The sequence below is a fragment of the Kitasatospora sp. NPDC058218 genome, from assembly GCF_042882445.1.
Lineage (GTDB): Bacteria > Actinomycetota > Actinomycetes > Streptomycetales > Streptomycetaceae > Kitasatospora.
Genome location: NZ_JBHVWC010000013.1, coordinates 90,180 through 115,520, shown reverse-complemented (window position 1 = coordinate 115,520; position 25,341 = coordinate 90,180). Strand labels below are relative to the sequence as shown.

Sequence of the window (25,341 nt, the reverse complement as noted above, 5' to 3'; positions counted from 1 at the left end):
CGGCAACGGGCCCTCTCCCCGGTGTGGGGAGAGGGCCCGTTGCCGTGGTCCGCGGTCGTCAGGCCGCGGCGGTGGCCTTCGCGGTGGCCTGCGCCGGGACGGTGACCGAGGGGGCGTCCTCGTACAGGTCACCGTGCGGGTTGTTGTAGGCGACCAGGTCGAGGGTCTTCTCGCGGGCCGCCACCAGGATCGGCACGACGGCCTGACCGGCGACGTTGGTCGCGGTGCGGACCATGTCGAGGATCGGGTCGATCGCGAGGAGGAGGCCGACGCCCTCCAGGGGCAGGCCCAGGGTGGAGAGGGTCAGGGTCAGCATCACGATCGCGCCGGTGAGGCCCGCGGTCGCGGCCGAGCCGATGACCGAGACGAAGGCGATCAGCAGGTAGTCCTTGATGCCGAGGTCGATGCCGTAGACCTGGGCGACGAAGATCGCGGCCAGCGACGGGTAGATCGCGGCGCAGCCGTCCATCTTGGTGGTCGCGCCGAACGGCACGGCGAACGAGGCGTACTCGCTCGGGACGCCGAGGCGCTCGGTGACGCGGCGGGTGACCGGCAGGGTGCCGACCGAGGAGCGGGAGACGAAGGCCAGCTGGATGGCGGGCCAGGCGCCCTTGAAGAAGTTCAGCGGGTTGAGACCGCCGACGAACTTCAGCAGCAGGGAGTAGACCACGAACAGCACCAGCGCGCAGCCGACGTAGACGTCGATGGTCAGCGTGGCGAAGGGCTTCAGCAGGTCCCAGCCGTACTTGGCGACGGACTTGCCGATCAGGCCGAGGGTGCCGAGCGGGGAGAGCCGGATGACCCACCAGAGGGCGGTCTGGACGAGCTCCAGGACGGACTCGCTGAGCTTGAGGACGGGCTCGGCCTTGCTGCCCAGCTTGATGATCGCCGCGCCGGTCACGACCGCCAGGAAGACGATCTGCAGGACCTCGACCTCGGTGAACGCGGTGACGATGTTGGTCGGGAAGATGCCGGTCAGGAAGTCGATCCAGCTACCGGTGGACTTCGGCGCCTTGAGGCCCTCGGTCTTGAGGTTCGTACCCTCGCCCGGGTTGGTCAGCAGGCCCAGGCCCAGGCCGATCGCGACGGCGATCAGCGAGGTGATCAGGAACCAGAGCAGCGTCCGGACGGCCAGCCGGGCCGCGTTGGTGACGTTGCGCAGGTTGGCGACGGACACCACGATCGCGGTGAAGACCAGCGGCGGGACGGCCAGCTTCAGCAGCTGGACGAAGATCTTGCCGATGGTCTCCAGGGTGGTGGCCAGCCAGGAGATGTCGGCGGCGCGGGCCAGGTAGCCGAGGCCGACGCCGAGCACGAGGCCGGCGACGATCTGGACCCAGAACGGGGTCTTGCGGATTCTGGCGAGCACGGACGGCGACGAGGTCGCCTCAGGCGCTGTGGACATGACGGTGCGGCTCCGGGGAGGGCGTTGCTGACGATGAGGTGAGGCGAGGAAGGCGGCACGGCGGGTGGGCCGGACGGGGAGGACTCGGCCCCGTCAGGGGCGTGCCGCCTGAATACAGCTCATGGCACGACAACGTCGCGGGCTGTCCACGGCACCCGTCAGGCAGCACGCGCGGGCGGCCGTGGGCATCGCGCCCAAGCCGTGCATCCGCGCTGCTCCTGAGGTGGTCATGGCCGATACGTTAGCAGTAAAGGTTTGAGATGTTCAAAGTACTTGTTTGAGATGTGGACCGCGTAAGGCGAAATCCGGACACGAACGAGGCTGACGCAGCATCAGATCGCACACCCGGGCCGATTGACCGCTCAGCGGTTATACGTATAACTTGGAGGGCAGCCCCCACCCACCCCTGCCCAGACCCGGAGAACCGTCCATGGGCTATCTCGCCCTGCTCCGTGCCCCGCACGTCAGCCGCCTGCTCCTCGGCACCCTGCTCGGCCGCCTGCCCGCCGGGATGACCGCCCTGGTGATCGCGCTGGCCCTGCGCGAGGCCGGCACCCCGTACAGCCGGATCGGACTGGCCACCGCCGCCTACGCGATCTCGGCCGCCGTGGGCGGGCCGGTCCTGGGCCGGATCGTGGACCGCACCGGGCAGCCGCGGGTCCTGCTCGCCTCCGCCGTGGTCGCGGGCGGCGGGTACGCGCTGCTGGCGCTCGCACCGGGATCGGCGCTGGCCGCGCCGGTCGGCGCCGCCATCGCCGGGCTGGCGATGCCGCCGCTCGAACCCTGCCTGCGCTCGCTCTGGCCGGATGTCGTCGAGGAGGAGCAGCTCGACACCGCGTACGCCTTCGACTCCGCCTCGCAGCAGATCCTCTACGTGGCCGGCCCGCTCGCGGTGGCCGGGATCGCGGGCGTGTTCAGTCCGGTCGCGGCGCTCTGGGTGGCGGCCGGACTGGGGCTGGCCGGGGCGCTGGTCGTGGCCACCGCCGGACCGGCCCGGGCCTGGCAGGCACCGCCGCGCGCGCACTCGGCCGGCCTGCTCGGACCGCTCCGCTCGCCGGGCCTGGTGCTGCTGCTGATCGGTCTGGCCGGCGCCGGCTGGGCGGTCGGCGCCCAGAACGTCCTGTTCATCGCCTACGCGGAGGCGCACGAGGGCGGCCTGCCGGGCGGCGCGGGAACGCTGCTGGCGCTGGCCGCGCTGGGCGGACTGCTCGGCGCGCTCGGGTACGGGGCGGTGCGGTGGCGCAGCAGCACGGCGACCCGCACCTGGGTGATGGCGCTCGGGATGGCCGTCACCTACCTGCCGCTGGTGCTGTTGCCCGGGCCGTACCCGATGGCCGCGCTGGCATTCCTCTCCGGGATCGGGCTGGCGCCGCTGCTGGCGGCCGCGTTCGTGCTGGTCGCCGAATTGGCACCGGTCGGCACGGTGACCGAGGCGTTCGCCTGGCTGGTGACGCTGTTCGCGACCGGCAACTCGCTCGGCTACGCCGTCTCCGGCAACCTCGCGGAGGACTCGCTGCGCCCGGTGGCGCTCTGCGCGGCCGGCGGGATCGCGCTGGGCGGGCTGCTGCTCTTCGGCGCCCGCCGCTGGTTCCAGCCCCTGCCGGCGGCCCCGGTGGCGCAGCCGGTACCGGTGGGCTGAGCCACCCCAGGACGTGACCGCGCCCGTCGGACCGGGTGGTCTGGCCGACGGGCGCGGTCACTTTTCGCCGAGGTCACCCGTCAGGGCGACCCGGCATCGATCAGCTGTGGCGGCCGCGGCCTCCCCAGGCGATCAGGGCGAGCAGCAGGCCGGCGCCGAGGACGGCCGCGCCGAGCATGCCCGCGAGGGCGCCGACGCCGCCACCGGTGCCGGGCAGCTCGCCGCCGTGGCTCGGCGTCGGCTGCGGCGGGTGCGGCGAGTGCGTCGGTGACCAGGGCTCACCCGTGGACGCGGACGGCGAGGGCGACCACGACGGGGACCACGACGGCGACGGGCTCACCGTCGGTGACGGCGTGGGCGTCGGCGACGGGGTCGGGGTCGGCGTGGGCGACGGCGTGGGCGTCGGCGAAGGGCTCACCGTGGGGGAGGGCGACGGGGACGGCGGCACCGGCACCACCACGCCCAGGTCGAGGTCGAGATCCCGTGCCCCGCCGGTCAGCCGCACCGTCTGGGTGATGCCGGTCGCCGGGTCCGCGTCGGAGTCCAGGGCACGGTCGCTCCCGGCCGCCCGCTGCGTCACCGTGGCGTCCTTCGGCAGGGTCGCCAGGTCGAAGCGGACCGCGTAGTCGCCGTCCGGCAGCCGCTCGAACAGGTAGTGCCCGCTCGCGTCGGTCACCGTCGCGACCGGCCTGCCGTCCTTGTCCCGCAGGACCCGGCCGGCGCCGTCCAGCAGTTCGACCCGCACGCCGGGCAGACCGGGTTCGCCGGGCTGCTGCACCCCGTCCTTGTTCAGGTCGTTCCAGACGAAGTCGCCGAGCGCGTTGTTCGGCGGGGTCGGCCACTCCACGCCGACGCCGACCTTGGCGGGCTCGGCGGGCAGCAGCGGGCGGCCGTCGGCGTCGGTCGCGGTGTAGGCGAAGCTGTTCCAGGCGAAGTCGGACTCCCCGGCGTCGATCGAGGCGGCCATCGACCAGGTGAGCGTGAACTGGCCGCCGGACTCCAGCGCACCGGGCCGCCGCACCCGGAACCAGGTCGCCGCGCCGGGCCCGGGGAACGTCGTGCTCCACTGCGCACCGGCGTCGCACGGCCCGGCCACGGCGAACTCGCCGGGCAGGCAGGGGTCGGCGGAGGTGGTGTACTCGATCACCACGGTCGGGTCGCTCGCGACCAGCGGCTGCACCAGCGACGGCGTCCAGGCGGAGCCGCGCGGGGTGTCCGGGCGCAGCACGTAGCCGTCGCCGGGCACCGGCAGCTTGTCGTAGGCGACGAAGTCGGTCACCGGGTCCGGCGAGTCGTTGCGGACGGTCATCCGGTAGGAGATCTGCCCGCCCGGGGTGGCCGTGCCGGTGCTGCCGTAGTCGGCGTCCCGGTCGCCCTTGACCTCCTTGAAGGCCCGCAGCACGGCCGGCACCTGCACCTCCACCTGGGAGGACGCGTGGCAGAGCTGCTCGGCGGTGTCACCGTCGCGGTCGAGGTCCTGGGTGTCCGGGACACCGGTGTCGTTGCCGTAGTAGAAGCAGGCCACCGGCGGACCGGCGCCGTCCGCCGTCACGTAGATGTCGTTGGTGAGGTCACCGGGCCGGGCGCTGCCGGCCACCTGGACGTCGATCAGGGTGCGGTAGGCGAGGTTGTCGTGCAGGTACGTCATGTCCGGGCTGCCGGCGGGCCAGGTCATCCTCAGCAGCTGGCGGCCGTCGGGGCCGGGCAGGACGGTGACCTCCGAGGGTGCCACCGAGTCCGGCCAGGAGGTGTCGCGGCGGGCGGAGCCCTCGACGTACACCATGCCGGGCGGCAGCAGGTCGTAGAGGACGAGCGGGCGGTCCAGGGTGCGGCCGGTGTGGTTGTACGGGATCACCTGGAAGGTCGCGGTCCCGCCGGGCGAGAGGACGGCGCCGGAGACGGTGGTCTTGGCGGCGCCCAGGTTGGTGGCGGCGGTGACGGTGGAGTCCGCACAGGCGCCGGCCGCCGAGGTCGCGCCGCCGGCGTCGGTGCCGAGGACGTCGACGCAGTTGTGCAGCGGCACCGGCGCGGGCCGGCCGTCGAGGCCGGGGGTGATCACCTGGGCGAGCACCTGGACACCGCTGCCGGGGCTCCAGCCGGTGGGGATCGGGCCGGTCCAGGTGAACCTCAGCCCGTCCAGACGGCGGCCGGCCGGGATGCCGAGGACGTCGTTGGCCGGGTCCCCGGCCCCCTGGGCGAAGGTGACGCGGCGGGCGGAGGAGCCGTTGAAGGGGCTGCCCGGGGTGAACGGCAGCCAGCCGGCGTCACCGTCGAGGCGGTACTCCAGCAGCAGGCCGATCGAGGTCGGGTTCCACGCCTCCAGCTGGATGGACTGCGGGGCGAGCCAGTTGTAGAGGTCCGCGGTGGTGCCGCTGCCGGGGTCGGTCATCACCAGGCTGGTGACGGGGGCGGCCACGTTGCCGGGGCGCAGGCTGAAGGAGGCGATGTCGCCGGAGACCGCGTTCTGCCAGACCTTGGACGCGGAGACCTGGACCCCAGTGACGGGCGGCTGGAAGACCGGGGTGGTGGTGTCGGCGGTGGAGAGGTCGCGCTCGGGCTCGGCGCCGAGCGGGTCGCCCTTGAGCACCACGCCGTTGGGCGCGCTGGTGCCGCTGGGGAAGGTGTCCTCCGGGTAGTAGACGACCAGCACACCGGGAATCCGGCAGCCGGCCTGGCCGTTGCCGGCCCGGAAGGCCCCGTTGTCGTACACCCAGGTGGTGGAGCCGGGCGGGTCCTGGACCCAGCCGGGCGAGCGGCCGGTGTCGACGACGGCGCCCGGCGGCAGGGTGTCCACCAGCCGGCTGGCGTCCAGGTCGACGTTGGGCACCCCCGCGCTGGAGCAGGCGCTGAACTGGTACGTCACCAGGCGGCCGTCCTGGCTGCTGCCCTGCACGCCCTTGGTGACGTTGTAGCTGGGCTGGACGACGGCGGTGGTGTCGGCGGTACCGGTCAGCGGCGGCTCGCCGTCGGCGGTGAGGGTGGCGGAGTTGGTGCTCTTCGTCCCGTTCGCCGTGGAGAAGTTGGGGTACTTCAGCACGACCGTGATGGTGGCGGTGGTGCCCGGAGTGAGGGCCTTGAGCTTGATCGCCATGGTGGCGCCGACTGCGCCGGCGGCGGGCACGGTCGACCCGGCGACGTCGACCGTCGACGGGTCCGGGGTCCAGCCGACGAACTCCATCCCGGCCGGCAGCGTGTCGGTGATCAGGCCGTTGGTGCAGTCGGTCACCGAGCAGGTGTAGCGCAGGGTGTAGGTGACGTTCTCGCCCGGTACCGGGGTGGCCTCGTCGACCGTCTTGGTGAAGGTGACGGCGGCCTCGGCGGGCGGGGCACCCAGGGTGCCGGTGAGCAAGGTGCCGCCTAGCAGCCCGAGGGCGGCGGCCAGCCGTGCCAGGCGTGGCAGGCGTGGAGGTCTGGATCGGAGCGTCCGCATGACGAAATCTCATCGTCCGCTTATTCGCCCGGCGCTGCGGCGCGAGACGTCCTGACGGAATTTCACCTGTTCGTACGAATCCGAACGGCCCTTCCCGGTGGCCGAGGTGTCGGCGGCGGCACCGGAGGAGGACCGGCGACGGTGCCGGAAGAGGTACCGGCTCAGGCGTCGGCCGCGGTCGAGGAGCGCAGCACCAGCGAGGTCGCCAGCGGCGCCACCGGCACGACCGGCTCGCCGCGGAGCAGGTCGGCGAGGGCCGCGACCCCGGCCCGGCCCAGTTCCTCGCCGGGGAGGTCGACGGTGGTGAGCGGCGGGGTGAGCAGCTCGGCCACCGGGATGTTGTCGATCCCGACCACCGAGAGGTCCGCGGGCACCCGCAGGCCCAGTTCGGCGGCCGCCTGGTAGACCCCGGACGCCACCACGTCGTCGTCGCAGATCACCGCGTGCGGGCGGTCGGGGCCCTCCAACAGCCGGCGGGCGGCGCTGCGGGCGGCGGGCTGACCCTCGTTGAGGCTGACGCCCAGCTCGACCACCTCCAGGCCGAACGCCGCGGCGGCCTGCTCGAACGCGGCCTGGCGGACCCGGAAGGTGTAGGCGGAGTGGGTGGAGCGCAACCGGCCGATCCGCCGGTGGCCCAGCCCGGCCAGGTGCTCGACGGCGGCGCGCATGCCGCCGGCCACGTCCAGCTCGACGGTCGGGCGGGCCCGGTCGGTGCCGGGGTCGGCGTCCAGGAAGACGACGGGGGTGTCGGAGGGCAGCTCACCGAGCTGGCTGTCGTCCGGCGAGCAGATCAGCAGGCCGTCGAACCGGCTGGTGGTGGCCGCGTCGGCGAGGGTGGCACTCCCCCAGCCGGAGCTGACCACGACGGCCAGGCCGTGCCGGCCGGCCTCCTCGTGGACGCCCTCCAGCACCCGGCCGAAGAACGGGCCGAGGATGTTCGGCACGGCCAGCAGGATCATGCCGCTGCGGCCGAGGCGCAGTTGCCGACCGGCCGCCTGCGGGCGGTAGCCGAGGCCGCGGGCCGCCTCCCGGACGCGTTCACGGGTGGCGTCCGAGACCCGGCGGCCGGCCTCGGAGCCGGAGAACACCAGCGAGACGGTGGCCTGCGAGACCCCGGCGAGCCGTGCCACGTCCCGCCCGGTGGGCTTGCGGACCGGAGCCGGCCAGGTGCCGCTGACGTGCTCGCCCTGCGGTGACGCGGGCTCGGGCAGCGGGTCGGCCGGCGGATCGGGATCGGGAGCGGGCACGGCGGCGGCGCGGATCAGCCCTGCAGGGCGGTCGCGCGCGCGGCGTCGTCGGCCGCGTCCTCCTCGGCGTTCTGGCTGGCGATCCGCTCGGCCGTCCGGCTGCGGACGCCGTCGACCTTGCCGGAGATCTGGGCCGACATCTCGTCGCGCTGGCGGCTCAGCAGGACGTAGCTCAGCGGCGCCGAGACCACCGCGGCCACCAGGAACAGGAAGATCGCGCCGGTCTGGCCCTTCACCGGGATGACCTGGAAGTGGCCCAGCAGCAGGGCGACCAGCAGGCAGCCGAGGAAGATGCTGACCCGCATGGAGGTGTAACGGAGCGTGGCGTGGGACTTGTTGCTCACATTGCTGCTCACGGAGGACACATCCTTCTCTGCGCGGGGTCTGGGCCGGTCTCCCAGTGAAGCATGCCCGACGGACCGCGCGGGGAACGGGTCGCCCGTCCCCGCGCCCGGCCGCCGCGCGGCCCGTGCCGTCAGCGCAGGTCGAGCCACATCGTGACGTCGTCGCGGTCGTCCCCGGGAGCCACCCGGATCGCGGCGGGGACCCGGCCGACCTCGGTGTAGCCGCAGCGGCCGTAGAAGGCCTCCAGCCCGAGACCGCCGCGCAGGGTCAGCCGCAGCCCCTCCAACCCCCAGGCCCGGGCCACCCGCTCGGCCTCGGCCATCAGGTCGGCGCCGTAGCCGCGCCCCTGGAAGTCGGGGTGGACCATGACGCGCTTGAGCATCCGCCAGTGGTCCATCGGGCCGAACCGCATGGAGTCGAAGAACAGCAGGGCGGCGAGCCGGCCGCTCTCGCGCTCGTGGGCGATCAGCAGCCGGTCCGGCCCGGCCGGCGCGATGCCGACGAACTGTGCGTCCGCGGTCTTCCAGACCTCGTCCTCCGTCACCGGTGCCACGAAGCCGACCGCGCCGCCGGCGTTGGTGACGTCGGTCCAGAGCCGGACGATGTCGGAGCGCAGGTCGGGATCGGGCTCGGGATCGAGGGTGAAGGCAAGCGTCATGGCTGCCGAGCCTAGCCGCCGGTCACGACAGGCTCATCGCGGGAGTGCCGCGGCCGGCCGGACCGGCGCCGTCCCCCGCAACGCCAGGCAGAGCAGGACGGCGACCGCGCAGAGCCCGCCGGCCGCGTACCAGGCGAGGTCGTAGGTGCCGAGCGCGTCCCGGGCGAGACCGGCCAGCCCGGCCACCGCGGCCGCCCCGATCTGGTGACAGGCCAGCACCCAGCCGAAGACGATCGGCGCGTCGTCACCGAAGTGCCGGCGGCAGAGCGCGACGGTCGGCGGCACGGTGGCCACCCAGTCCAGGCCGTAGAAGATCACGAAGGCCAGGATCGGCGGCTCCAGCGAGCCGGCGAACAGCTGCGGCAGCAGGAGCAGCGAGAGCCCGCGCAGCGCGTAGTAGGCGACCAGCAGCGTCCGGGAGTCGAAGCGGTCGGTGAACCAGCCGCTGGCGATCGTGCCGACCACGTCGAAGATCCCGATCAGCGCCAGCAGGCTCGCCGCCGTGGTCACGGGCAGTCCGTGGTCGTGGGCGGCGGGGATGAAGTGGGTGCCGACCAGGCCGTTGGTGGTCGCGCCGCAGATCGCGAAGGAGGCCGCGAGCAGCCAGAAGGCGCGGCTGCGGGACGCCTCGCGGAGCACCCGCAGCGAGCGGGCCAGCGCCCGGTTGTCGGTGGCCGGTGCGGGCGGAGCCTCGGTCGCGCCGTACGGGAGCAGGCCGAGATCGGCGGGCCGCTCGCGCATCAGCAGCAGCACCGGGACGGCGACGGCGCTGGCCGCCAGCGAGACGACGACGACCGCCGAGCGCCAGCCGTGCTGCTCGACCAGCCAGGCGCCGACCGGCAGGAAGATCAGGTTGCCCGCCGCGCCGGCCGCCGTGAGCACGCCGGTGACCAGCCCCTGACGGGCGCGGAACCAGCGGCCGGTGACGGTGGTGGCGAAGGCCCCGGCCATCGAGCCGCTGCCGAGGCCCACCAACACACCCCAGCAGAGCACCAGTTGCCAGGGCTCGCGCATCAGCATGGTGAGCCCGGCGCCGACCGAGATGGTCAGCAGGGCGCAGACCACCACCAGCCGGACGCCGAAACGGTCCATCAGGGCGGCGGCGAAGGGCGCGGTGAGGCCGTAGAGGGCGAGGTTGACCGAGGTGGCGCTGGAGATCGTCCCCATCGACCAGCCGAACTCGTTGTGCAGCGCGTCCATCATCAGGCTGGGCGCGGAGCGGAATCCGGCCGATCCGAGCAGCACCAGCAGCGAGACGGCGGCGACCACCCAGGCGTAGTGCAGCCGGGGCCGGCCGGCGGCCCTGCCCGGCTTCGGGAGAGCCCCCGGGGCGGGGTCCTGCGTGGCGGAGTCCTGCGTGACGGTCGGGCCCGGTGTGGGGGCGGGGCCCGGCGTGGGGGCGTTGCGTTCGTTCACCCGGCCGAGTCTCCCGAACCGGACGAACCACCACGAGTGGCCTGACTGCCAGCTTTCGTAAGGATCGGGCCAGCGGCCCGGCGTACGCTGATCGGCGACCGGATAGGCGGGGCCCGGGAACCGAGAACCGCCGAGAAGCCGGGCCCAGGGCGAGGGAGCCGGGCGACGGTGGCTCGGAAACGACGGCCCGGCAGCGGGCACCGACGGGGAGCGGAAGGGCGGGCACGATGGCGCACAAGGTCGCGGTACTGGCACTCGACGGGGTGATCGCCTTCGAACTGGGCATCCCCGCAAGGATCTTCGAGTCGGCGAAGGACGCCGACGGCGTCCCGTACTACCGGGTGGCCACCTGCACCGTGGACGGCCGACCCGTCCCCACCAGCACGGACTTCCGGATCGCCGTCGACCACGGCCCCGAACTCCTGGAGTGGGCCGACACCGTGGTAATACCGGCCTCCACGGACCCGGGCCCGAAGCAGCTCGACGCCGATCTCGGCCCCGCCCTGACCGCCGCACTGGCCCGGATCCGGCCCGGTACCCGGCTGGTGTCGATCTGCACCGGCTCCTTCGTCCTGGCGGCCGCCGGGCTGCTGGACGGCCGCCCGGCCACCACCCACTGGCGCTACACCGAGCTCTTCGCCGCCCTGTACCCGAAGGTCCGGCTCGATCCGGACGTCCTGTTCACCGACGACGGCACCGTGCTCACCTCGGGCGGGGTGGCGGCCGGCATCGACCTCTGCCTGCACATCGTGCGCCGCGACCACGGCAGCGCGGTGGCCAACGCGGTGGCCCGCACCTGCCTGGTGCCGCCCTGGCGCGAGGGCGGCCAGAAGCAGTACGTGGAACTCCCCCGCCCCGCCGTCGACGCCGGCCCAGGCGCCGCCGCCGTCCGCGCCTGGGCACTGGAACACCTGGACCAACCGCTCCCGCTGCGGCGACTCGCCGACCGGGCGGGCATGAGCGTGCGGACCTTCACCCGACGGTTCCGCGAGGAGACGGGCAGCAGCCCGGGCCGGTGGCTGACGGTGCAGCGCACCGAGCGCGCCCGCCTGCTGCTGGAGAGCACGGACATGACGATCGATCAGGTCGCCCGGGAGTCCGGCTTCGGCACGGCGGCCTCGCTCCGGCTGCGGCTGCGGGGGCGCCTGGACGTCGCGCCGAGCGCGTACCGGCGCACCTTCCGGTCGGCGGAGCAACCGCACCGCCAGGCGGCCGGACCGGCGGGCGGCTCAGCCGACGAGTGACCGAAACCGGCCCCTCGGAGTGGACGAATTGGACGGCGGCAGGCCGCACGCACCCCGAGCACGGCACGGCCCGCCGCCATCCAATCGTGAAGCACGGGCCCTGAACCCGCGCGCAGCCCACCGCACTCGCCAAGGAGCCACCGCGCGATCGGCGTACCACGGCCCCCCTGCTGACATGATCCCCCTGGACAGCAGCACCGCAGTGGCGTTCGGGTGTTCCCTCGGCGTCCCCTCGCAACGGAGAGCTGCTCCCAAGAGTGATCAGTCGGATACGTCACGTCAATGGGTAGTCCGAAATTCGGAATGGTTGCGTCAGGTTTCGGCCCGTTGATCGTCGGGTCGTCACTGGGCCAGCGCGGCCCAGTCCACGGCGGTCAGCGGGTCCACCGGCCGGGCGTCGGCACCGATCTCGCACCAGACCCGCTTGCCCGAACCGTCCGGATACCAGCCCCAGCGGTCGCAGAGCAGCTCGACCAGCTCCAGGCCGCGCCCGTTGGTGGCATCGGCGTCCGGGCCCGCGTGCCGGGGGGCCGGGGCGGCCTGGCTGGCGTCCGCGACCTCGACCCGGAGCGGGCCGATGGCGGCCGCCTCGCGCAGCGCGCCGCAGCCCGTACCGTCCACCGGGCCGCCGTGCACCGGGGAGCCGTCGACCGGGAAGCAGAGCCTCAGGACGGCCGGACAGCCGGTGTGCACCACGGCGTTGGTCACCAGCTCGGAGACCACCAGGACGACCGTCTCGGCGATCGGCGCGTCCGGATCCACACCGTGGTTGAGCAGCCGGGAGCGCACCCAGCGGCGGGCCCGACCGACCTCGGCGGGGTCCGCCTGCACCGCAAGCTGTACCTGAAGAACCTGCACCGCTCCACCACCCGCACTCGCAGTTCGGCCATCGTCTCGATCGGGCCGGATCGTCCAGCCGGCTGGTCCCGGCACTCGCCGGGCCGCCGCAGGCCGGGCCGCCGTACGTCACACCCGGTACGTCACACCCGGTACGTCACACCCGGTACGTCGTGCCCGCGCCATCTCGTCCGTCGCGCTCCGGCTGCGACACGAATACGCCTCAGGATGGTTCGACGGGCGGACCGCAGCAAGCGCTTCGGGCATATTCCAGCGATCGGGGGACAGGGCAGTGCATACTGTCCCGTTCACTCTCGCGAGCCTCGCACCGGCGATCGTCCGGCCCGGGCCGACCGGCCGGACATGCAGTGGCGAACCTACCGCCGGACACCCCGGACGCAGCGCCCGCCACTCGCGAACCACCCGTGCGACATATGTCCAACGGCCTTCGAACAACGGGATCGACGGCACATCCCACGATGTGACGATCCGAAACTACGCGTTCCATTCCGCACCGAATCCGCCCGCTCCCGGAAGGCCGCAGGATAGCGTTGGGCGCGGCAGCGAACCCCACGGCAGGAGGGTGGTTACCGATGGCCGCCCCCGGCAGCGCCCCGCGCTGGGACGAGCAACTCCAGCGGCGCCTCGCCCGGGGCGAGGAGACGGCCCTGGGCGAACTGTACGACCAGCTCGCGCCGATGGTGCACGGGCTGGCCGGGCGGATACTCGCCGACCAGGCCGCCGCCGCCCAGCTCACCCGCGAGATATTCGCCCACGTCTGGGAGCACCCCGAGGCCTTCGACCCCGCCCAGGGCTCGCTCCGCTCCTGGCTCGGCGCCCTGACGCACAGCCGCGCGGTCGACCGCCTGCGGGTCCGGCGCGCCGCCGAGGCCCCGCCCGGCGCCGAGGGCGCGGACGGCAGCGGCGGCGCGGGCGTGCTCGCCGGGCCCGCCGAGGAGGAGATCCGGGCCGTGGCCACCGCCGCCCGCGTCCAGTACGTGGTCGAGTCCCTGCCGCAGAGCCTGCGTGAGACGATCGCGGTGTCGTACTACGACGGCCGCACCTACCAGGAGACGGCCCGCCGGCTCGGGATCAGCGAGCAGACCGCCAAGCAGCGGATGCGGCTCGGCCTGGAGCTGCTGGCCACCGAACTCGCCGAGGAGCACGCCCGCCAGCGGCAGGCGGGCCGCCCCGACCGCCGCCGGCACGACGGGTGCGACGGCGGAGCGCGGCAGGACGCCCCGCACCACGACGGGCGCCTCCACCAAGGACAGCAGCACGAAGGACGGCAGTACGAAGGACAGCACCACGAGGACCAGCCGCACGACGGGCGGCAGCACGGCGGACAGCGCCACGGGAACGAGGGCGGGGGCACGTGACGATCACCGAGGAGCAGCACGAGGCCCTGCGCTCGCTGCTCGGCGCCTGGGCCCTGGGCGCCTGCCCGCGCCCCGAGGCCGCCGAGTTGGAGCAGCACCTGCGCAGCTGCCCGGCCTGCGCCGAGGAGGCCGCCCGGCTGCGGGACGCCGCCGGCTGGCTCTCCGCCGACGAACCGCTCGACCAGCCCGGCTCGCTGCGCCAGCAGGTGCTCGACTGGTGCCTCGCCCGGCGCCCGGCCGAACTGCCCGTCCCCGCCTGGGGCGTGCCCTACACCGCGGAGACCGCCAAGCTCGACGCGCTGCTGCGCGACCTCGGCCCGGAGGAGTGGCAGGAGGTCGCCGAACTCCCGTGGCACGGCGGCACCGAGTACCTGCGCCCGGCCGAGGTGCTCTGCCACCTCGCCGCCGTGGACGGCTACGTGGCGCTGGCCCTCGGCCTGCCCGACCCCGTTCCGGGCGGCGCCGCACCGGCGGCCGACCGCCGGGTGCCGCCGCAGGAGCCTGCTCCGGCGCTCCCCCGGGTGCCCCGGCAGAGCGGTCCGCCGTGGGCCGGGATCACCGAGCGCACCGCCCGGTTGACCGCCGAGCAGGCCGGGCAGCCGCCGCAGCGGGTCCGGGCCCGGTGGCGGCGGCACTGCCACGAGCTGGTCCGCACCGCCGCGTTGGCCCCGCAGGGCAACACGCCGGTGGACTTCGGCCTGGTCACCGTCCCGCTGCGCGACGCCTTCGTCGACCGGGCCTTCGAGTGCTACGTCCACGGTGAGGACGTGGCCCGCGCGGTCGCCTACCCGTACGCGCCGCCGGCGCCGCAGCACCTGCGGCAGATGGTCGACCTGGCCGTACGGATGCTCCCGGCGGCGCTGGCGGGGTTGCGGGCCGCCCGGCCCGAACTCGCCGCGGCTCCCGCGGGCGGGTCGCCCGACGGCGGGGTCCGGCCCGGCCGGCAGGTGCGGCTGGTGATCGACGGACCGGCCGCCGGCGAGTGGCTGATACCGCTGGACGGTCCGGAGTGCGGACCGCCCGGCGAGCCGGTGGCCTCGATGGTCCTGGACGGGCTGGAGTTCTGCCAGTTGGCGGCCGCGCACCGCGACCCGGACCGGGTGCCGGTCGGCGAGCACGGCGACCGGGTAGCGATCCGCGAGGTGCTCCGGGCGGCACCGCTGCTGTCCCGCCCGTAACCGCCGGACGGGGCGGGGCAGGGCCGGAGCTACGCGAAGACCACCGTACGGGTGCCGTTGAGCAGCACCCGGTGCTCGCTGTGCCACTTCACCGCGCGGGCCAGCGCCTGGCACTCGACGTCCCGGCCGAGCGCGACCAGCTGGTCCGGGGTGACGTCGTGGGTCACCCGGGCCACCTCCTGCTCGATGATCGGGCCCTCGTCGAGGTCGGCGGTGACGTAGTGCGCGGTGGCGCCGATCAGCTTCACGCCCCGGGTGTGGGCCTGGTGGTAGGGCTTGGCGCCCTTGAAGCTCGGCAGGAAGGAGTGGTGGATGTTGATCACCTTGCCGGACAGCGCGGTGCAGAGCCCGTCCGAGAGCACCTGCATGTAGCGGGCCAGCACGACCAGTTCGACGTTCTCCTTGGCCACCAGGTCCAGCAGCTGCTGCTCGGCCTCGGCCTTGTTGTCCCGGGTGACCGGGATGTGGTGGAACGGGATGCCGTAGCCCTCGGTGAGGTCGCGGAACTCGGTGTGGTTGGAGACCACCGCGGCGATCTCCACCGGCAGCGCGCCGATCCGGGTGCGGAACAGCAGGTCGTTCAGGCAGTGTCCGAACTTGCTGACCATCAGGACGATCCGCATCCGCTCCTCGGACGGGTGGATCTGCCACTCCATCCCGAAGGAGGCACCGATCGCGGCGAAGCTGGCCCGCAGCTTGTCCACGGTCACCGGCTCCGCGGCGGAGAAGTGCACCCGCATGAAGAACAGTCCGCTGTCCCCGTCCCCGAACTGCTGGCTGTCGATGATGTTGCAGCCGGTCATGAAGAGGTAGCTGGAGACCGCGTGGACGATGCCCTGCTTGTCGGGGCAGGACAGCGTGAGGACGTACTGGGCGCTGGCCGTCTGCTGTTCCACGGTGGGGACATCCCGTCCTGAGGTCGTGCTGTTGGTGAGTGGTCCAGCGTGTCACATCCTGGACAGCGGCCGTTCCGATGCCCGTACTGCGGGACGGCCCGGCCCGCCGGCGGGCGCCGGGAGCCGGAGCGGGGCAGCACGGAAGGGCGCCGGGACGGGCCCGGCGCGGGTCGGGAGGAGGTCAGGAGGAGGTCAGGATGCGCAGCACGTCCAGCGAGCGCGGCGGGGCGTCCGGGTCCTCGCCGTCGTTGACCGCCAGCTTGACGTGGGCCTCGCGGGCCGCCCGGACCGCCTCCGGCCAGCCGTGGTGGCCCAGGTAGGCGGAGGCCGGGGCGTCCGCGCCGACCTGGTGCAGGATCCGGACCACCCGCAGCACCGCGACGTCCACCACCGCGGCCTCGGCCGAGTCCCGGAAGATCGTGCCGACGTACTTCTCGGCGGACCAGCGGTCCAGCCAGGTGTCCTCGACCAGCCGGTAGACGGCGTCGGTCACATCGCCGAAGCCCTCCCGGCCGGAGAGCCAGGTCTCCTGCTGGAACCCGGGGTCGGACAGCATGTGCAACGCCGAGCGCAGTCGGGCTCGCCAGCGCCACCAGGGCAGGTCGTTGAGCGGCATGCCGCCCATCGTGCTGGAGCGGTGGCCCGGACGAGAAGGGTTTCGGGAAGACCGATACGAAGAATCTGTGCTGGCGGACATGGAGAACGATCGTACGTTCCTCGGACGGTTCGTGCTCCTCCTCCCGATCTACACGCGTCCCCGCCCGGAGTTCGGGTGTCGTTTGCCGTCCGTTCCCTTTTCGGCCCTCTCGGCTTGCGACGCCCGGGCTTGGCTGGTGCCGGTGCGCAGTAGAGCGCCCCGGGAGGGAAGACCGATGACCAGCCGAAGGGCCTCGTCCCAGGCTCAGAAGCCGATCGCGGCACGGCGCAGCCGCCGCCCGATCGCCGCAGCCGCCATCACCGCGGCGCTGCTCCCAACCCTCTTCTCGGCCTCCGCGTGCGGCGGACCGGCCGACGCCGCCACCGGCAGTGGCGAGCTGACCGTGATGACCTGGGCCCCGTCCGGCACCGGCTCCGCCGACCGGCCCGGCATGACGACCCTCGCCGAGGCCATCGGCCGGGACCTCAACGCCAAGGGCGGTCTCAACGGCCGCCCGATCCGGGTCCTGACCTGCAACGAGCACAACACCGCGGACGGCGCCGCGGCCTGCGCCCAGCAGGCGGTGGACGCCAAGGCGGTCGCCGTGCTCGGCTCCTACAGCCAGTACGGGGACAACTTCATGCCCGTCCTGGAGCGCGCCGGCATTCCGCTGATCGGCGGGTACGGGCTCTCCCAGCCCGAGTTCAGCAGCCCGCTGTCGTACCCGGTGGGCGGTGGCCTGCCGGCCCTGATCGGCGGCAGCGGCCGGCAGTTGGTGGAGGCCGGCTGCAAGGCCGTCGCACTGGTCCGGCCGGACACCCCGGCCGGCGACAGCCTGCTCGGCTACCTGGCCAACGCGCTCAAGCCGGCCGGGATCAAGCTGCTGGACGTCAAGGCGCCGGAGCAGTCCAGCGACTACACGCCGGTCGCCCGCAAGGCGATCGGCAAGGACGAGCCGGCGAACTGCATCACCTCCGCCCTCGGCGCCGAGCCGACCGGCAACCTGCTGGACTCCTACCGCCGGCTGGGCCCGAAGAACACCCGGATCGCCTCGGTGATCGGCAGCGTCCAGCAGTCGGTGGTCGACTCCACCGGCGGCGACAGCGGCCCGCTGGCCGGCGCCTACGTCACCAGCTGGTACCCGCCGGAGTCCGCCAAGATCTGGGACGCACTGCGTTCGGTGGTGCGCGGTGACTCCTCCGGCGGCCGGGACGTCGACGTCTCCGACCCCGGGGTGCAGACCACCTGGGTCGCCTACGAGGTCTTCCGCCAGGTGTCCGAGCGGCTGACCGCCGCCGGGCGGCCGCTCACCACCAAGACGGTGACCTCGCTGCTGGACGGCGGCGAGCAGATCGACGTCGGGCTCACCCCGCCGCTGAACTGGGGCACCACCAACATGCTGCCCAGCACCGAGTCGCCGCGGCTGGTCAACACCTGGGTGACCTACCAGGTGGTCAAGGGCGGACGGATGACCCTGCAGCAGCCGGGCTTCGTGGACGTCCGCTGGGTGCTCACCGGAGGCCGGCCGCCGGCCTGACGGCTGCCGGCGGTGTGAGGGGCCGTCCCGGGCGACCGGCGACGGCCCCTTCCCGTCCCTGCCCGCCCCTGCCCGCCCGGCGGCGAGCGGGCGAGTCCCCGCCCCGAGCCGAAGGGCCGCGCCGGTGCCGAAAGGGTGGGCCCCTCCTGCCCGATGCCGGGCAAGGAGGGCAAGGGACGGAGCGACGTTGGGGGCATCCCCGGCCGGAGGCTGGGGGAGAGCGACGGAGCGCCGACCGTCGGCACCGGGTCAAGCGCCCCGGAGGCGAGCGGGCGAGCTACAGGTCCCCGTCGCCGCGGTTCGGCAGGCCGGTCTGGCCGGCGATGGCGTTCCAGAGGCCGGAGGCCTGCTTCTTCGCGTTGGTGGCGGTTCCGCTGGCCTGGACCGCGTTCTTGTAGTGCTGGTTGTCGATCTTCTTGGGATCGCAGGCGCTCTGCGCGTCGGCGGCCCAGGCCGCGTACTCGTCGTCGGCGGTCGCCGAGGCCTGCCAGGCCGCGTTGAGCTGCTCGACCAGTTGCGGGCCGCTGGGCAGCTTGTCCGTCTTGAGGGCGGCGAGCTTGGTCTGCAGCTCCCGGCGCTTGCCCGCGGCGTCGGTCAGCGCCTGCTGGGACTCCGGCAGCTTGTCGCACTTCTGGACCGAGGCGACCGCACCGATCACCGCCTGGCGGCTGTCGTTGGCGGTGCCCAGCAGGTCGGAGAGGGCCTGGGCCTGGGCCTTGACCTCCGGGCTGACACCCGCCGCCGAAGCGCTCGCGGCCGGCGAGCCGCCGGCCGTGCTGCTGCCGGTGACCACCGGGGCGGCCTTCTTCTCCTGGCCGGCCTTGTCGTCGTCGCCGCCGCTCATCAGGACGGCGACCAGGATGCCGGCGGCCACGCAACCGGCCACCACACCGCCGATGATCAGCTTGCCGGAGGAGCGTCCGCCGTTGCCGCCGCCGCGGACCGTGACCTGGGCGGTCGCGTAGTCCTGCCCGCCGTACTCCTGCGGGGCCGGGTACTCCTGCGGGGTCTGCTGGTAGGCCGGGTAGCCGTGGTCCGGCTGCTGCGGATAGCCCGGGGCGGGCTGCTGGTAGCCGGGCTGCGCCGGGTAGCCGGCCGCCTGCGGGTCCCCCGAGGGGTAGGGCGGCAGGTACTGCGTCTCCGGCGCCTGGCCGGGCTGCGGCGCGCCGTACCCGCGCTGCGGTGCGCCGCCCCAGGGAGCGCCCTGGGCCGGGAGGGCCTGCGTCGGCAGCGCGTGCGCGCCCTCGCCGAGGTACTCGGGCTGCCCGGAGGGCTGCCCGGCCGGCGGGAAGTGCGGCTGGCCGGCCGGCGGCTGCGCACCGGGCTGGCCGGGCTGCTGGGGCGGCTGCTGGCCCTGGGCACCCGGACCCGGTGGCTGACCGGGCTCGGGGCGGAACAGGTCGTCCAGGTTGAAGTCACCCGAGTTGGGGTACGAGCGGCGCTGGCTCAACGCGATTCCTCACCTGTGCACGACCGCGCGCTGACGGCGGACCACATCTCGTCGGTTCTTGGGGGCATCACAGTTCCTTGGACGTCGCGCCCACGCTACCGGTTCACCGAACCGGGTGACCACGTGGGCGGTCCATCCCTCACCGGCCCCTCACGCGCCGCGCGGCGCCCCCGGTCAGGCGGCCTCCGCCTCGGCCCGGGCCTGGAACTCGCGGACCACCCGCTGCTCCCGGAACGGCTCCAGCCGGCGCCGGAACTCGTCCAGGTACTCGACGCCCCGATTGGACCGCAGCCCGCTCAGCAGCCGGACCGCCTGCGCGCCCGTCTCGCAGGCCCGCTCCAGGTCCCGTTGCTGGAGTTGGGCCGTCGCCAGCAGCACCAAGTCCACCGCACGGCGCCGGACCCTGGTCGGCGGGTGCAGGTCGAGCGCCCGCCGGGCGTAGTGCTCGGCCTGGCCGGCCTGCTCCAAGTCCCGGTGGCAGTGGGCCAGCTCGTCCGCCAGGTAGGCGTCGTCGAAGTGGACGATCCAGTCCGGGTCGTCCTCCGGGCGGCGCTTCTCCATGGCCTCCAGCGCCTTGGCGGCCACCGCCTCGCAGGAGCGGGCGTCGCCGAGCAGGGCGTGACCGCGCGCCTCGGCCGCGTAGAACATCGCCATCGCCGTCGGGGTGGCCACCGAACGGGCGCCCTCCTGTGCGGCGCGGGCGAGTTGGGCGATCTCGCGCGGGTTGCCGAGCGTCGCCGCCAGGTGGCTCATCGAGGCCGCCAGCACGTACCCGCCGTAGCCGCGGTCGTCGGCCGCCTGGGCGAGCCGGAGCGCCTGGATGTAGTAGCGCTGGGCCAGCCCCGGCTGCCCGGTGTCCACCGCCATGTAGCCGGCCAGCTCGGTCAACCGGGCGACCGCCGCGAAGAGTTGCCGCCCGGTCTCCTCCCGGTAGGCGCCGCCGAGCAGCCCGGAGACCACGCTGTTGAGGTAGTGGACGACCACCGGGCGGACGTGCCCGCTGCCGAAGCGGTGGTCCAGGTCGACCAGCATCGCCGTGGTGGCCTTGATGGCCGCGACGTCCGTCGGGCCGACCCGCGGTCCGCCGGTGCGCGCCACCACCGGGTCGGGCGGGGTGATCAGCCAGTCCCGGCTGGGCTCGACCAGGGCGGAGGCCGCCACCGTCGCCCCGGTCAGGAAGTCCCGCCGGCCGACGTCGCTGCGCCAGAGCTCGCAGACCTGCTCCAGCGCGGCGTTCAGCGTCGGCGCGAACTGCAGCCCGATCCCGGAGCTGAGGTTCTTGCCGTCGGCCATGCCGATCTCCTCGACCGACACACCTCGCCCCAGTTTGCGCCCGAGCGCCTCGGCGATGACCGCCGGCGCCTGCCCGCGCGGCTGCTGGCCACGGAGCCAGCGCGCGACGGAGGTCTTGTCGTACCGCAGGTCCAGGCCGTGCTCGGCCCCGCAGAGGTTGACCCTCCGCGCCAGGCCGGCGTTCGAGCAGCTGGCCTCCTGGATCAGCTGCTGCAGACGCTCGTTGGGCTGTCGTGCGACAAGTGGTCTCGCGGCCATTGGCTTCGCCTCCCCACACCCTCCGGTCCCGGCCGGCGGGCGACGATTCTGCTGATCTGTTGCCGACTGTCCGACCGTCCAAGGAATCTGACACCAGGTTAGCGATCAGCAACGCCACCGGGATACCCACGGTGACGATCCCCACCCCCCACGCGCCCTGGTTAATGCTCCCGTGCGCCCCCACTGCGCCCACCTCTGCCCAACCCAACTCGGTTGCCTCACCGGTTCGGGTGACAATTGGTGCCGCGCGACAGACCCGCTCCCGCCGGGCCGTAACCAGCCTCACGCACGGTAGTTGAGCAGCGCGTGGAAGACATCCCAGACTCCCCCGACCAGGGCGGCAACGCCGGACTCCCCCCGCTGCTCATCGAAGCCGTCAGCTATGCCGAGAACCGCCACTGGGAGGTCGCCCCGGGCGCCTGGCTGATCGACGGCGACGGGCCGGCCCGCTGCTCCTGCGGCGACGAGCGCTGCCCGCTGCCCGGTGCGCACCCGATCGACGCGGACTGGGCCCGCAAGGCGAGCGCCGGTCCGGGAGCGGTGCGGCGCTGGTGGACCGAGCGGCCCGACGCCTCGATCCTGCTGCCCACCGGCCGGTCCTTCGACGTCCTGGACGTGCCGGAGGTGGCCGGCTGTCTGGCGCTGGCCCGGATGGAGCGGATGGACCTCCAGCTCGGCCCGGTGGTCGCCGTCCCGGCCGCGCCCGGGCGGTCCGGGCGGCGGCTGCACTTCCTGGTCCTGCCCGGAGTGGCGGCCAAGCTGCCGGAGATGCTGCGCAGGCTCGGCTGGCCGGCGGGCCGGCTGGACCTGGTGGCCCGCGGCGAGGGCGACTGGACGGTGGCCCCGCCCTCCCGGGTCGGCCCGAGCGGCTTCGCCCAGTGGGCCCGCTCGCCCTCCGCGCTGAACCGCTGGCTGCCCGACGCCGCCGAGCTGATCAGCCCGCTGGCGTACGCGTGCGGCCGCGAGGCGCCCTCGGCCCGCCCCCAGCCGGCCCAGCCGGCGGCGGTGCGCTGAGGCCGGCCGCTCCGGGGCCGCGCCGCCCCGGAGCGAGGGTCCGGCCGGGTTCAGCCGAATGATTCACCACCCCGTGAACGGCCGCCCTACGCCTATCGGGTGAGGGCGTGCGATGCGCGACACCCCGCGCGCGACTGACGGGCCTTGCCTCCCACCGGAGACGGGGCCCGTCAGACGCATGTGCGGATAAGGCTTCGATGTACCCGCTGGTCAACGGCACAAGCCCCTCGTACGAGTGACAACGCTCAAGGATTGCCATGATCTGCCGAGGGGAGGAATTCCACCGAGAGGGGACGCCGGAAGGGTCGCTCGGACGGGGAAGCCGGGTGAGGCGGTCGGAGGGGAAACGGGAGGGAGCGGGAGGGGCCGGAGGGGAACCAGGGGGGAACGGAGGGGACGGGAGGGAACAGGAGGGGAGCGCGGGGGGCCGTGGCACCGGCCGGGTTCGGGGAGGCCGGTGCTGCGGGAGCGGGAGGGACGGGGAGGACGAGCAGGGCCCGGTGCGCGGGAGCACCGGGCCCTGCTCATTGCCTCGTGTCGTCACGGCACCGGGCCGTCACGGCCCCTGGCCACCGGGTGGCACCGCGCCCGCGGGCGCGCCGCCCCCGCGCCGGTCAGGCCTGCGCGACGAAGACGTGCGCGGCGATCTCCTTGCCCAGCTCGGCCGTGTTGTCGCCGGTGCCCACCAGCACCCCGCCGACCCCGGCGGAGACCCGCACCGTCGACCCCGGCCGGATCCCGGCCCGGCGCAGCGTGCGCATCAGCTCGCCGTCGGTCTGGATCGGCTCGCCGATCCGGCGGACCACCACGTTGGCGCCGCCGTCGCCCGGCCGCACCGTGTCCAGCGGGACGAGCGCGGCGTCGAAGCCCTCGCCCTCCGCCTTGGCGTCCCCCAGCTCGTCCAGACCGGGGATCGGGTTCCCGTACGGGGACTGGGTGGGGTGACCGAGCATGGCGAGCACCTTGCGCTCGACCGTCTCGCTCATCACGTGCTCCCAGCGGCAGGCCTCCTCGTGCACCTGCTCCCACTCCAGCCCGATCACGTCGACCAGCAGGCACTCGGCGATGCGGTGCTTGCGCATCACCCGCACCGCGAGCCGGCGGCCCTCCTCGGTGAGTTCGAGGTGACGGTCGCCCGCGACCTGCAGCAGCCCGTCCCGCTCCATTCGCCCGACCGTCTGGCTGACCGTGGGGCCGCTCTGCTCCAGACGCTCGGCGATCCGGGCGCGCATCGGGGTGATGCCCTCCTCCTCCAGCTCCAGGATGGTGCGAAGGTACATCTCAGTGGTGTCGATCAGCCCAGACATCGCCGCTGGCTCCGTTCCTCGGTGTCCTCAACGCCAATTCTGACGTACCGGGCGGGCAACCGGGTCCGCGCAGGGGCTTCGGGGGCGGGTTTTCGTTCCTGTTGACAGCGACACCGGTGAGGCAGCACCGTGCTCGCCGTAGCTTTCTCCATCGGCGGTCCGGACCACCGGACCGTCCCATCCGGCCGGCTCCCCCACCGGCAGAGAGCGAAGGCAACAGATGAGCGACCTGGTCGGCCGGTACTTCGACGCCGCGATCGAGCACCTGCGGCGGGTCCACGCCGAGGAGGCCGGGAGCATCGAGGCGGCCGCCGCACTGCTGGCCGAGGCGATCAGCGAGGGGCGCCGGGTCTTCACCTTCGGCTCCGGCCACTCCTCGCTCGCCGCCCAGGACGTGGTCTACCGGGCCGGCGGGCTCGTCCCGGTCAACCTGCTGGACGTCCCCGGGATGGCCGGGGTGACGGTGATGCCGGCCCCGCTCGCCAGCGCGCTGGAGCGGGTCTCCGGCCTGGCCACCACCACCCTCGACCTCACCCCGGCCACCGCCGGGGACCTGCTCTTCGTCATCTCGCTCTCCGGCCGCCAGATCATGCCGGTCGAGCTGGCCCAGTACGCCCGGGCCCGCGGCCTGAAGGTGGTGGGGGTGACCTCGCTGGCGTACCCGGCAGAGGTCCCCTCGGCGCACCCGTCCGGCACCTATCTGAAGGACCACTGCGACGTCGTCCTGGACAACAAGATCGCGGTCGGCGACGGCGAGCTGACCCACCCGGCCGCCGAGACCACCTTCGGCCCGGTCTCCACCATCGTCACCAGCGCGCTGATGCAGGCCGTGGTCGCCTCGGCGGTCGGCCGGCTGGCCGACGCGGCGGCCGACGGCAACGGCACCGCCCCGCCGCTGTTCCGCTCCGGCAACGTGCCCGGCGGCACCGAGTGGAACGCCAAGCAGATGGCCGACAACGCGGAGCGGATCTTCTACACCTACTGAGCCGCCCCTGCGGCCCGCCGGAGTGTCACGGTATGGGACAACCTCCGGCGGTATCCCGGCCAATGCGGCGGGGCCGGGCCCCGGCCGGGCGTACCGGCCGGGCGACCGGGGCAGGAGAGCGGTGCGACCGGAGCGACGGGTGGGGGCCGAGGATGGCGTCGGGTGCGGGTCCGAGGGGATGGGTGCACGAGCAGGAGCTGCTGCCCGAGCTGTTCCGGGTCGCCGACTCCGCCTCGCTGCAGGGGCAGCGCCGGTCCGTGCTGCTCTCCGCCTGGGAGCTGGCGCTGCTCGTGGTCGCCGCCGCGGCCGGCTCCGCCGACGGCGAGCCCTGGGCCTGGCCGGCCGCCGTCGCCTACCTCGGCGCGATCGTCCTCGCCCTGGTGATCAGCCGGCAGAACCCGCAGGGCCTCTGGTACGAGGGCCGGGCGGCCGCCGAGTCGGTGAAGACGCTGGCCTGGAAGTTCGCCGTCCGGGCCGACGCGTACCAACCGCCGCCGCGCAGCCTGCCGGACGCCGAGGGCCTGTACCGCTTCCAGCTCGGCCGGGTGCTGAACGCCTTCCGGGGCAGCCGCGCGCTCGGCCCGGCCGCCGGGGACGCGGCGACCGGCACCGCGGCGGACCCCGGGAGCGGCGGCCCGGACGCCGGCGCCGGGGTCACCGAGGCGATGCGCGGACTGCGCGCCCAGCCGCTGGCGGTGCGCCGCGAGGTGTACCTGCGGGAGCGGATCCAGGTGCAGCACGGCTGGTACCGGGCCAAGGCCCGGTACTGCGCCCGGGCCGGCTTCTGGACCGGCGTGCTGGGCGTGGTGCTGCCGCTGCTCGGCCTGGTGCTGGCGGTCCTGCGGGCGATGGGCTGGTTCCGCTACGACGCGCTCGGCACGGTCTCCGCGGTGGCCGCCTCGGTCACCGCCTGGGCCCAGCTGCGCCAGTACCGGCCGCTGGCCGCCGCCTACGCCCTGGCCGCCGAGGAGCTGGAGCTGATCCGCCGCCAGCTGACCGGACTGGACGTCGGGTCGGCCGACGCCGAGGAGATCTGGGCCCGGCTGGCCCGCGACGCCGAGGACGCGGTCTCCCGGGAGCACACCACCTGGCAGGCCCGCCGCGAGGTCCGCGGCACGACCGACCGGGACCACTGACAGAGCCTGACCGGAGACCGGACCGGAGCCTGAGGAGGCCGCGCGTGTCA

At 73.9% G+C, this 25,341-nt stretch carries 20 protein-coding genes; 8 read left to right on the top strand and 12 right to left on the bottom strand.

Going from position 1 to position 25,341, the window contains the following annotated elements:
* Positions 1 to 58: 58 nt before the first annotated feature.
* A complete protein-coding gene (locus tag ACFVYI_RS10705) occupies positions 59 to 1,405 on the bottom strand; it encodes a dicarboxylate/amino acid:cation symporter (protein ID WP_387883242.1) in 1,347 nt (448 codons plus the stop codon).
* A 430-nt stretch (positions 1,406 to 1,835) separates the two neighbouring features.
* Between ACFVYI_RS10705 and ACFVYI_RS10700 the strand changes: the two genes are divergently transcribed.
* On the top strand, positions 1,836 to 3,044 hold the full coding sequence (locus ACFVYI_RS10700; RefSeq protein WP_387883240.1) for an MFS transporter: 1,209 nt from the start codon (positions 1,836 to 1,838) through the stop codon (positions 3,042 to 3,044).
* A 100-nt stretch (positions 3,045 to 3,144) separates the two neighbouring features.
* Here the strand turns inward: ACFVYI_RS10700 and ACFVYI_RS10695 are convergent, their stop codons facing one another.
* From ACFVYI_RS10695 to ACFVYI_RS10675, 5 genes are all read right to left on the bottom strand, one after another.
* Positions 3,145 to 6,474 carry an SdrD B-like domain-containing protein gene (locus ACFVYI_RS10695; protein ID WP_387883237.1) on the bottom strand — a complete coding sequence of 1,110 codons (3,330 nt, stop codon included), beginning with the start codon at positions 6,472 to 6,474 and terminating at the stop codon, positions 3,145 to 3,147.
* A 161-nt stretch (positions 6,475 to 6,635) separates the two neighbouring features.
* The gene (locus ACFVYI_RS10690; protein WP_387883235.1) at positions 6,636 to 7,721 is read right to left on the bottom strand and encodes a LacI family DNA-binding transcriptional regulator; all 1,086 of its coding nucleotides are present in this window, start codon (positions 7,719 to 7,721) and stop codon (positions 6,636 to 6,638) included.
* Between the two features lie 14 nt (positions 7,722 to 7,735).
* Positions 7,736 to 8,077 carry a DUF4229 domain-containing protein gene (locus ACFVYI_RS10685; RefSeq protein ID WP_387883232.1) on the bottom strand — a complete coding sequence of 114 codons (342 nt, stop codon included), beginning with the start codon at positions 8,075 to 8,077 and terminating at the stop codon, positions 7,736 to 7,738.
* A 119-nt stretch (positions 8,078 to 8,196) separates the two neighbouring features.
* Complete coding sequence (locus ACFVYI_RS10680) at positions 8,197 to 8,724, bottom strand: GNAT family N-acetyltransferase (RefSeq protein ID WP_387883230.1); 528 nt, start codon at positions 8,722 to 8,724, stop codon at positions 8,197 to 8,199.
* A 33-nt stretch (positions 8,725 to 8,757) separates the two neighbouring features.
* A complete protein-coding gene (locus tag ACFVYI_RS10675) occupies positions 8,758 to 10,140 on the bottom strand; it encodes an MFS transporter (protein ID WP_387883228.1) in 1,383 nt (460 codons plus the stop codon).
* Between the two features lie 227 nt (positions 10,141 to 10,367).
* Here ACFVYI_RS10675 and ACFVYI_RS10670 point away from each other — a divergent pair, with 227 nt between their 5' ends.
* Positions 10,368 to 11,384 (top strand): GlxA family transcriptional regulator, encoded by a 1,017-nt coding sequence (locus ACFVYI_RS10670; protein WP_387883226.1) that lies wholly within the window; start codon positions 10,368 to 10,370, stop codon positions 11,382 to 11,384.
* A gap of 342 nt (positions 11,385 to 11,726) precedes the next feature.
* On the opposite strand, the gene ACFVYI_RS10665 is transcribed toward ACFVYI_RS10670, so the two are convergent.
* The gene (locus ACFVYI_RS10665) at positions 11,727 to 12,242 is read right to left on the bottom strand and encodes an ATP-binding protein (RefSeq protein WP_387883223.1); all 516 of its coding nucleotides are present in this window, start codon (positions 12,240 to 12,242) and stop codon (positions 11,727 to 11,729) included.
* A 572-nt stretch (positions 12,243 to 12,814) separates the two neighbouring features.
* On the opposite strand from ACFVYI_RS10665, the gene ACFVYI_RS10660 reads away from it, so the two are divergent.
* The gene (locus ACFVYI_RS10660) at positions 12,815 to 13,600 is read left to right on the top strand and encodes a sigma-70 family RNA polymerase sigma factor (protein ID WP_387883220.1); all 786 of its coding nucleotides are present in this window, start codon (positions 12,815 to 12,817) and stop codon (positions 13,598 to 13,600) included.
* Positions 13,597 to 14,778, top strand: a complete 1,182-nt coding sequence (locus ACFVYI_RS10655) for a zf-HC2 domain-containing protein (RefSeq protein ID WP_387883217.1) — start codon at positions 13,597 to 13,599, stop codon at positions 14,776 to 14,778. The genes ACFVYI_RS10660 and ACFVYI_RS10655 overlap by 4 nt, the downstream gene beginning before the upstream one ends.
* A 29-nt stretch (positions 14,779 to 14,807) precedes the next feature.
* Here the strand turns inward: ACFVYI_RS10655 and purU are convergent, their stop codons facing one another.
* Positions 14,808 to 15,674, bottom strand: a complete 867-nt coding sequence (purU, locus tag ACFVYI_RS10650; protein ID WP_387883215.1) for a formyltetrahydrofolate deformylase — start codon at positions 15,672 to 15,674, stop codon at positions 14,808 to 14,810.
* 181 nt (positions 15,675 to 15,855) lie between these two features.
* Positions 15,856 to 16,371 carry a hypothetical protein gene (locus ACFVYI_RS10645; RefSeq protein ID WP_387883212.1) on the bottom strand — a complete coding sequence of 172 codons (516 nt, stop codon included), beginning with the start codon at positions 16,369 to 16,371 and terminating at the stop codon, positions 15,856 to 15,858.
* 175 nt (positions 16,372 to 16,546) lie between these two features.
* On the opposite strand from ACFVYI_RS10645, the gene ACFVYI_RS10640 reads away from it, so the two are divergent.
* Entirely contained in the window at positions 16,547 to 17,848 is a 1,302-nt protein-coding gene (locus ACFVYI_RS10640; protein WP_387883210.1) for an ABC transporter substrate-binding protein, read from the top strand.
* Between the two features lie 277 nt (positions 17,849 to 18,125).
* Here ACFVYI_RS10640 and ACFVYI_RS10635 read toward each other — a convergent pair whose 3' ends face one another.
* Entirely contained in the window at positions 18,126 to 19,298 is a 1,173-nt protein-coding gene (locus ACFVYI_RS10635) for a hypothetical protein (RefSeq protein WP_387883207.1), read from the bottom strand.
* Between the two features lie 174 nt (positions 19,299 to 19,472).
* Positions 19,473 to 20,849: a transcriptional regulator gene (locus ACFVYI_RS10630; RefSeq protein WP_387883204.1), complete on the bottom strand. Its 1,377-nt coding sequence runs from the start codon at positions 20,847 to 20,849 to the stop codon at positions 19,473 to 19,475.
* A gap of 315 nt (positions 20,850 to 21,164) precedes the next feature.
* Between ACFVYI_RS10630 and ACFVYI_RS10625 the strand changes: the two genes are divergently transcribed.
* Complete coding sequence (locus ACFVYI_RS10625) at positions 21,165 to 21,863, top strand: bifunctional DNA primase/polymerase (RefSeq protein ID WP_387883360.1); 699 nt, start codon at positions 21,165 to 21,167, stop codon at positions 21,861 to 21,863.
* 614 nt (positions 21,864 to 22,477) lie between these two features.
* Here ACFVYI_RS10625 and ACFVYI_RS10620 read toward each other — a convergent pair.
* Positions 22,478 to 23,170, bottom strand: coding sequence for a metal-dependent transcriptional regulator (locus ACFVYI_RS10620; protein WP_387883202.1), 693 nt, complete (start codon positions 23,168 to 23,170; stop codon positions 22,478 to 22,480).
* Between the two features lie 220 nt (positions 23,171 to 23,390).
* On the opposite strand from ACFVYI_RS10620, the gene ACFVYI_RS10615 reads away from it, so the two are divergent.
* Complete coding sequence (locus ACFVYI_RS10615; RefSeq protein WP_387883199.1) at positions 23,391 to 24,155, top strand: sugar isomerase domain-containing protein; 765 nt, start codon at positions 23,391 to 23,393, stop codon at positions 24,153 to 24,155.
* 182 nt (positions 24,156 to 24,337) lie between these two features.
* The gene (locus ACFVYI_RS10610; RefSeq protein WP_387883196.1) at positions 24,338 to 25,291 is read left to right on the top strand and encodes a DUF4231 domain-containing protein; all 954 of its coding nucleotides are present in this window, start codon (positions 24,338 to 24,340) and stop codon (positions 25,289 to 25,291) included.
* The last annotated feature ends 50 nt before the right edge of the window (positions 25,292 to 25,341 follow it).